The organism is Frankia torreyi (assembly GCF_000948395.1).
Taxonomy (GTDB): domain Bacteria; phylum Actinomycetota; class Actinomycetes; order Frankiales; family Frankiaceae; genus Frankia; species Frankia torreyi.
Genome location: NZ_JYFN01000113.1, coordinates 1 through 8378, shown reverse-complemented (window position 1 = coordinate 8378; position 8378 = coordinate 1). Strand labels below are relative to the sequence as shown.

Here is an 8378-nt window from a genome sequence, read left to right as displayed (position 1 = left end):
GGCAGGGTGGTGGTGGCGGTGTTGGAGTAGTCGGCTTCGCCGTTGCCGTTGCTGGCTCGGATGCGGAATTGGTAGCTGTGGCCGTTGACCAGCAGTTTCACCGTGTTGCAGGTTCCGGTGGCCGGATAGGGCAGGCGGACCCACTGTGTACCGGCGGAGATGTCACGGTAGGTAATGACGTAGCCGGTGGCGCCGGGGGTGGCGTTCCAGCACAGGCGCGCCTGAGAATCACCCGCCGTGGCGGTGAGCCCGGTCGCCGGCGGCGGGATGAACCCCCGCACGGTAGGCGCCGGCGACGCCGCGTCGGCCTTTGGAGAGTCCGACGGGTTCGTCGGTGGCGTAGACGCGGGGGCGGACGCTTCGGCAGGTTCCACGCTCGGCGTGGGAGTGAATTCGGCGGTGGTTTCGGCCTTGGCGACGACCGCTGCGCCGGCGTCCGGCCGAGACCCGCTGTCATTCGTGTTCCACCAGCTCACCGCCGGCACGGCGATAGCCGCCGCCAGCAGAACCGGCCAGGGGCGAAAGGCTCGTCCCGTCCCGCCAAACAAGATCCGCGTAGCCCGCCTCGTCCGCGCCATCGCCAGCTCAACCGGACGACGACATAGGCTCTGAACCGATGACGAACGTGCGCGTTTCACTCCATGATGTTACTGGTGCGCCTTCGTGAGGTGCACGCCTTTACCGTGCTGGTCCGTGCTGGTCTGTGGTATGGCGGCGATCGTGGCTGACGGGGGGATGGCTATGTCTTCCGAGGTGAGAGCGTGAGCGGGGAGGAGAAGCCAGGGGACCGTATCGTCGCTGGCCGCTATCGGCTTCTGGACAGAATCGGCGCCGGCGCCTATGGGACCGTTTGGCGCGCGATCGACGATCTTCTCGATGTGAGCGTCGCGGTCAAGGAGGTGCGAATCCGGGCGGGGGAGAGCGAGCAGGCGTCCGCCGACCTGGTTACGCGGGTGGAACGCGAGGCCAGGGCCGTCGCGAAGCTGCGCGAGCATCCGAACGTGGTCACGATCCTCGACGTGGTCCGCGATGGTGACCTGCCGTGGATCGTCATGGAGTGGATTCCCTCCCAATCGTTGGCTGAGGTTCTCTATGAACGCGGCGCGCTCGGTCGGGAGGAGACCGCCCGGATCGGGCTGGCCGTCCTCGACGCCCTGATCACCGCGCACTCCGCGGGCATCGTCCACCGGGACGTGAAGCCCGCGAACATCCTGATCGGCGACGACGACCGGATCGTGCTGGTGGACTTCGGTGTCGCCGTCCTCGAATCCGATCCGACGATCATCACCAACGGTCTCATCGGCACGCTCGCCTACATGGCACCGGAGCGGTTCCAGGGGGCGCGGGCCCTCCCCGCGAGCGACGTCTTCTCTCTGGGCGCGACGCTGTACTTCGCCGCCGAGGGGACGTCGCCCTTCGCGCGGGCGACGGACGCCGCGACGGTCGCCGCCGTGCTCCAGGAGGATCCGCCGTCCCTGGCCCGGACTGACCAGCTCACCAGCACGATCCTCGCGATGCTCGACAAGGATCCGCGCAGGCGCATCTCCGCGTCCACGGCGCGCGGCAGCCTGGCGCAGGCGGCGGCCCGCTCGCCCGTCGACGTCGGCGCCGCCGGGGTCGACCACGGCGACGAATCCACCAACCTGATCCGGGCGGCGGCACCGGCACCGGCACCGGTGCGGGTGCCGTCGGTGCGTCATGGCGAGTCGCGGTCGGGGCGAGCCGTCGGCCTCCTGCTCATCCTGGTCTCACTCGGTGTCGCGGTGGCCCCCTGGACGGCGGAGGTCTTCACCGACCTCCCCGACTGGCTGCGGGTCGCGGCGCTGTTCTGGTCGGTCCTGTTCGGCTGCTGGGCTGTCGCCTTCGCGTACCTGTTCAGCCAGCCCGACTTTCTGTCGATCGGGCCGGACGGAATCAGCTACCGGTGCGCCGGCGAGGACTTCACCCTGGCCTGGGAGCAGATTCGATCGGCCCGCGTTGTAGACGACCGGCTGGAGATCGAACTGGCTGACGGAACGCCGGCGACGCGGTACCAGGACCGAAGCGCACCACCGATGCCCGCCGCCGGGTCTGGCCTGGTGTTCTGCCGACTGACAGATCTACGCGGGGCGTCCGCCGCAGGTATTCGAAGCACGATCCGATCCGCGTTCGGCACAGCGGGCTGAGTCATCGTGCCTGGAGAGGGCCGCTCATGCCGGCTCGGGAGGCCACCTGAGACACCTGCAACCCTTGAGCGCATAACGGATTGTCATGGCGGGCGGGGCTCGGCTAACTCCTCGTGATCCCGCCGCGCCCATGGTGGCCGGGGCCCCGACGGCACCAGCGGATGCATAACCCCAGCTCGGAGCATGTGTAGTCCACGGTGTGCCGGCCTTTTGGTTGACGGCGCTATGCTTGTCGGATCCATGCATCCCGGATCCCGCCAAGGGGATGCGGCTGACGGGATGAGTACGAACGAGGTCCGGCTGACGGCATCTTTATGGCCGTGTATATGATCCCGCCAAGCTGTCGCAGCGGCCGACAGTCGCGTGGCACTTGGCCGTTGTACGGGTAGCCGGCCGGGTTTCCCTGGGCGATGTCACAGAGAGGTACGACTCAGATGAAAGTCTCGAGCGTCGTCGCCGGGTTGATTCCCGATCGTGCCTTCGGGGACGCCATCGCGTTGGCGCACCGGAGGTTCGAGCCGGTACTCGGTCAGATTCGATCCCTGGTGGCGCCAGGTCAGACGGCCGTGGATGTGGGGGGGTGGTATGGACCGTGGACCTTCTGGCTCTCGCGCATCGCGCAGACGGTGGTGACCGTCGAGCCCAACCCGGAACTCGCGGCGTTCATCACCCGCATGGCATCCCCCAACGTCACCGTGATCCCCAAGGCGGCCTCCGACGAGACCGGGACGGCCACGCTGTCCCTGCCCGCGGGAGGGCGCGGTACTGAAGGTCGGGCCACTCTCGGCTCGCTTCCGGGCGGACGGACCATCGAGGTCGAGACCTTCCGTCTCGACAGCCTCGAACTCGACGACGTCGGACTCATCAAGATCGATGTCGAGGGTCACGAACTGCCCGCGCTGCGCGGCGCCGAGGGCATCATCCAGAAATGGCGCCCCAACCTGCTGGTCGAGATCGAGGAAGCCCGCTCGCCCGCCGCGCCCACCCTCGAGTACCTCTACGACTTCGGCTACAAGGGCCTGGTGCTGGTGGGCGGCCGCTGGATTCCGCTCGCCGAGTTCGACCTGGTCGGCCACCAGAAGTCGATGACCGGGCACGCCGAGCACGGCTACCTGCGAGCGGTGATCGACGGCTCGGGCGCCAAATTTGTCAACAACATCCTCTTCCGCTACGCCCGCGCCCAGTTCGACGACTGAAACCGGTACCACTGCGCATAGGCAAATCCGCCCGCTGGCTATGAGACGGCCTACCCGATCGACAGGTCCGGGGCCTACAACAGCGCCGACAACGTAAGCTCAGTAAACCGGCCCCGAAAATTCTTGCAGGCGGTGCGGCAGGGACAGGAGTCCGAGCAGCACCGCCTGACCTAACGGATTTTCCGTCTGGCAGGCTCGCTTATTCCCTTTCGAGTTGGTTTCGGTCAAGAGCTATCGCGACCACGCTCCCCACCATTACGCCGATAGGAATTCCGAATCCCAGGTTCGAGAGTTCGCGATCGACGGCAAAGCCAATTGCCGGTAGAGCGACGGCGGTCACCAACCCTGCCGCGAGTGCGCGACGATTATGTAGGACGCGTCCCAGTATCTGCCGCTGTCGACGATCCCGAAAGTACGTCACGATCGCGAACGCAATTGCCCCAAGAGCAACCAGGGCGGCGTTGCCGCCACCCTTTCGTATGAGAATTTGAGCCCGGCCGCGCGATGGCCGTGGTCCTGACGTGGGCTGGTGGGCTGTTGTGGCCCGGTGCGGCCGAGGACCATACATGATCTTCGGTGCTGTCCGGATCGACGTCGGCGATCTCTGGTGCTCAGAGCCCGTCCAAGAGTATGGCAGTGGAGGTCCTGGGGCACTCTTTCCTGCTGCTACGAGCGCGTTCCTCAGTTTCCTGTGTTCAGGGCCTCTCCGGACAGCATCTACAAGGCTGGATGACAACGGAGGGATGACAGATGCAGGTGTTATTCCCGCGCTGCGCGGGTCTTGATGTGCACCGGGACACGGTCGCCGCGGCGGTGCGTATCCAAACCGGTTCAGGTAAAGCCGTGACCGAGGTACGGACGTTCACGACGACCGGGGGTTCACTTGGGATGCTCGCGGACTGGCTTACCGAGTGCCGGGTGACGATCGTCGGGATGGAATCGACGGGCGTCTACTGGAAGCCGGTGTTCCACATGTTGGAGGACCGGTTCGAGTGCTGGCTCCTCAACGCCACCCACGTCCGTAACGTGCCGGGACGAAAAACGGATGTGGCCGACGCGGCCTGGATCTCGGATCTCGTCGCGCACGGTCTGGTGCGCGCGTCGTTCGTGCCCCCGAAGCCGCGGCGGGATCTTCGTGATCTCACCCGGGCCCGGCGGATCGTGGTCGAGGAGAAGACCCGGGAGGTCCAGCGGCTGGAGAAGCTGATGCAGGACGCCGGGGTGAAGCTCACCAGCGTCGCCTCGAAGCTGCTGGGGGTGTCGGGTCGGGCGATCCTGGAGAAGATGATCGAGGGGGAAGGGTCCCTGGAGTATCTGGCCGATCAGGCCCGTGGCCGGCTCCGGAGCAAGATCTCGCAGTTGCAGGAGGCGCTCGCGGGCACGTTTCGTTCCGGGCATCACGGTTTCCTCGCCGCGCAGCTGCTGGCACGGATCGATCTGTGCGACGAGCAGATCGACGAGCTCGACCATCGGATCGAGGTGATGATCGCCTCTTTTCGCCAGACGGTCGACCGGATCTGCACGATCACCGGGGTGGGTGAGGTCACCGCGACCGTGCTGCTCGCCGAGGTCGGCCTGGACATGAGCCGGTTCCCGACCGCTGGTCATCTCGCGTCCTGGGCGGGGATCTGCCCGGGGAACAACACCTCGGGAGGGAAACGCCTGTCCGGTCGTACCCGTCACGGCAACAAGTGGTTACGGACCGCGCTGACCGAGGCTGCGCACGCCGCCGCCCGGAGCAAGGACACCTACCTGGCGTCCCACCACGCCCAGGTCCGCGGCCGCCGCGGCGTCCTGAAAGCCATCGGTGCGACCCGCCACGATATTCTCATCGCCTACTGGCACATCATCGCGAACAACACCGTCTACCAGGACCTCGGTGGAGACTGGCACGCCCGCCGGCGCCGGGACCCCGAACGACGCCGGAAGAACCTCGTCGGCGAACCGGAGAAACTCGGCTACACCGTCACCGTCACACCAGCAGCATAACCGTCCGACCCCGGAAAGAAAGGGATGAGCGGCAGCCGCTAACCGAGAACCGATAGGACTAACGCTGGAAGCCAGGCTCCCAGCGTCTTCCAGCATGCCCGGAACCAGCCCCTCCGCGGTCCAGTAATTCACTCCTCAGGCAGAATCAGTGGACCGACAATACCAGGCACGAACTTCCCTTCGGGGACGGTGACTGTCGCGGTAAAGGCCGACCGAACGTGGTGTTTTGATCTTCAAGCAGTTTCCGTGATTCTCCGCGATCGCGGTGAGGGCCGCCCGTCAGCCTCGGCCCTGCCTAGCCGGCTTTATGTAAGCGGTTGGTGCGGCGGCATTTGGGTTCAGTGTTTAGTGCTCCCTGGGGGGCCTCCCATTCTTGCCGAATATCGCCATGCGGAGAATGGCCAGGGCGAATGCGGCGATGAGTGGCCAGAGCTCGGATAGCCAGCCGGAGAGGAATCTGGTGCCTAGGAGAGAGACGGAGAAGAATAGGATGATGAAAAAGGTGGCCTGGCTGCTGGTGCTCATAGAGTGGAGGCGTCTACCGAATCTCATACATACTCAGCCTAGTTGGTGATGAAGGTGGCGGTGGTGGAGTTGTCGGCGGTGGCGACGATGTCGCCGTGGTGGAGGGCTGTGAACCTAAACCGGCTCAGCTATTCGGAGCCCCTTGCATCTCCTACTTTTCTGCCTCTCGGCCACCCATCCTCCTCTTTCTGTAGTTGTTGAAGGTGCTTACCGAGACTCCTGCGACTCCAAGTGATACATAGAGGATGGTGAAGAGGAGACCCTCGAAATGGACTGGTCGCAGAAGCTGGGCGATGAGCCAGGCCCAGACAGAGGTAGAGAATGCTGAGAGCTAATCTGCTTTTTTCCTTATCCAATCGAGGGCCTCAGTGTGAAGGGCTTGGCAACTAGCACGAGTATCTAGGCAACGTGTCGGCTACTAGCGCATGGCGTATAGCAAGAAATCGCTCGGTCTCGCGAGTCATAGTTGCAGTACCGTCCGCGCACATCGGTCCGCTTCATGTAGGCATTGTAGTACGCCTGCGCCCCGATGTCCCGAGCTGTCCGCGACCGGACCGAACCACGTCTGGACGTGGGACATCACCGCGCTGAAAGGACCAGCGAAAGGAATCTGGTACCGGCTTTACGTCATCCTCGACATCTACTCGCGGTATGTCACCGGGTGGCTCGTCGCCGCCGCCGAGGACGCGGTCGTCGCGAAAGACTTCCTCGCCGACGCGGTCACCCGCAACGGAACCCCGCCGCACACTATCCACGCCGACCGCGGTGGCGCCATGATATCGAAACCGGTATCGGCGCTTCTCGTCGACCTCGACGTCCACCGGTCACATTCCCGGCCCCGCGTCTCCAACGACTGCGAGCATCATGTTGTCAACCCATATTCCGAAGCGCAGTTCAAGACCCTCAAGTACAGCTTCGATTTCCCCGCCCAGTTCGGATCGTTGCACGACGCCCGCCGGTTCTGCGAGGGATTCTTCACCGCCTACAACCACGAGCATCGCCACTCCGGGATCGGGTTTCACACCCCGGCCTCGGTCCACTTCGGCACCGCCGAGCAGGTCCAGGCCCACCGCCAGGCCGCCCTCGACCGTGCCCACGCAGCCCACCCCGCACGGTTCAGCCGCAGACCACGCCCACCCCGACTACCCGCCACCGTCTGGATCAACCAGCCAGTCTCACAGCCAGTCGACTAACAACCCACTGTCTCGCTTGACTTGACAACTACCGCAGGGCCTCGCCGAGGCCCTGGCTTGAATGAGCGGATGTTCTGCAGCTACTCCGACGCCTGCTTTCTATGCTTCGCCCACAGGCGATAAGCTTCTCTTACCCGTAAGTGAAGTGTGGTCCCGCCACCCGATCGAGTGACGGAACCACGCGAATCAGTTCGCAGGCAGTCCATTCAGGAATATCGTGGCCGGCCCGCTTCTTCTATTTTTCGGTAGTGTTCTTCTCATGCAGAGCTTTGCCCAACAGAAATCTGAACGCCACGCCTAGAGCGCCCGCCGAGAGGACTACCCAGACGCCCGGTACTCCAGCGAACGTCGCTATCACAACCGCTGCGAAGATTAGTGAATAACCTGCGATCTCCACCGGTTTTTGCCAACTTGGGCGAGAGCTCTTACCGGTGACCACCGGATTTCTCCTAACGCCATGTTCCGTAGTGTCAGCCACAATAGACGGTGTATCCGAATGCGGGCCAAAAATAGTTCCCCAGGTATCTGCCGGCTATATATCCCCACCCTATGATGCCCCAATACGTGGCACAGCCCCACCTGGCGACTCTTCTGACCGGACGGAATGGATTGGGGGCGCACAGATATTTCCAGGCGAACCAGGCGCACGCATTCCCGTCGAGGTCGAGTTTGTTATAGGGGTCTTGGTAGGCGTAGTCGTAGGGGTTGGCACTGCCGCCGAGGACGGGGTCGGTGGAGAGGAAGCCGGCGGTGTAGGGGTTGTAGAGGCGGACGCCCATGAGGGTGAGGCCAGCGAGGGTGTCGTGGGACCGTTGTTGTGCGCCGAGCCAGCCGTAGCGGGGATAGGCGGTGGTGGGGATCGGTTCGTCCGCCGGCCCCCGACCACGAAGACCAGTCCCAGGAGCCAGACACGACCGCTGACTAGATTTTTGCAGCATCCTGCCTCAAACAGGTTGACAGGTTCCGCAGCGATCTCCCGGTCCGACACACCCCCCTCGAGCAAGCGTGCAGCCTCCCCCGCACCCGTTCCCGACGATCCCGATCCTCGGCGGTCAACCCGCCACCCGTCGCATACCTCATACCCGTGGGCTACCCAAACCCCCACCACCCACTCCCAGCGATCACCACCGGATCAACCCGACCCGGCACATTAAAGATCAGTAATGCGTATCAGCATCGACCAAAAGTGAACTGCCCCGATCTCCGAGGAAACCGGGCTCTTCGAAGTTAGGCGGGGTTGAGGCATCCGCGGGCTCGACGGGTGGTTGCGCAGCGTGTTCGTAGGCGCTGGTTGGTGGGGTTGCGGTATC

Annotated in this window: 6 protein-coding genes; 4 read left to right on the top strand and 2 right to left on the bottom strand. The window is 64.3% G+C overall.

Annotated elements, in window-relative coordinates; genetic code table 11:
• The coding region (locus tag FF36_RS35210) for a fibronectin type III domain-containing protein (RefSeq protein WP_206778502.1) at positions 1 to 476 on the bottom strand (476 nt) is incomplete at its 3' end.
• A gap of 285 nt (positions 477 to 761) precedes the next feature.
• Here FF36_RS35210 and FF36_RS30720 point away from each other — a divergent pair.
• From FF36_RS30720 to FF36_RS30700, 4 genes are all read left to right on the top strand, one after another.
• Positions 762 to 2165 carry a serine/threonine-protein kinase gene (locus FF36_RS30720; RefSeq protein ID WP_052681670.1) on the top strand — a complete coding sequence of 468 codons (1404 nt, stop codon included), beginning with the start codon at positions 762 to 764 and terminating at the stop codon, positions 2163 to 2165.
• Positions 2166 to 2599: 434 nt separating this feature from the next.
• A complete protein-coding gene (locus tag FF36_RS30715; protein WP_044888718.1) occupies positions 2600 to 3361 on the top strand; it encodes an FkbM family methyltransferase in 762 nt (253 codons plus the stop codon).
• A 750-nt stretch (positions 3362 to 4111) separates the two neighbouring features.
• On the top strand, positions 4112 to 5350 hold the full coding sequence (locus FF36_RS30710; RefSeq protein ID WP_044888717.1) for an IS110 family RNA-guided transposase: 1239 nt from the start codon (positions 4112 to 4114) through the stop codon (positions 5348 to 5350).
• Between the two features lie 950 nt (positions 5351 to 6300).
• A complete protein-coding gene (locus FF36_RS30700) occupies positions 6301 to 7068 on the top strand; it encodes a DDE-type integrase/transposase/recombinase (protein ID WP_044888715.1) in 768 nt (255 codons plus the stop codon).
• Between the two features lie 470 nt (positions 7069 to 7538).
• Here FF36_RS30700 and FF36_RS33765 read toward each other — a convergent pair whose 3' ends face one another.
• Positions 7539 to 8006 carry an RHS repeat-associated core domain-containing protein gene (locus FF36_RS33765; protein WP_082122381.1) on the bottom strand — a complete coding sequence of 156 codons (468 nt, stop codon included), beginning with the start codon at positions 8004 to 8006 and terminating at the stop codon, positions 7539 to 7541.
• Positions 8007 to 8378 lie beyond the last annotated feature (372 nt).

What these genes read in the sequence shown, in the direction of transcription:
- FF36_RS30715 (WP_044888718.1), top strand. Translation starts at nt 2,600, where the DNA reads ATGAAAGTCTCGAGCGTCGTCGCCGGGTTGATTCCCGATCGTGCCTTC.
- FF36_RS30710 (WP_044888717.1), top strand. Translation starts at nt 4,112, where the DNA reads ATGCAGGTGTTATTCCCGCGCTGCGCGGGTCTTGATGTGCACCGGGAC.
- FF36_RS30700 (WP_044888715.1), top strand. Translation starts at nt 6,301, where the DNA reads ATGGCGTATAGCAAGAAATCGCTCGGTCTCGCGAGTCATAGTTGCAGT.
- FF36_RS33765 (WP_082122381.1), bottom strand. Translation starts at nt 8,006, where the DNA reads ATGCTGCAAAAATCTAGTCAGCGGTCGTGTCTGGCTCCTGGGACTGGT.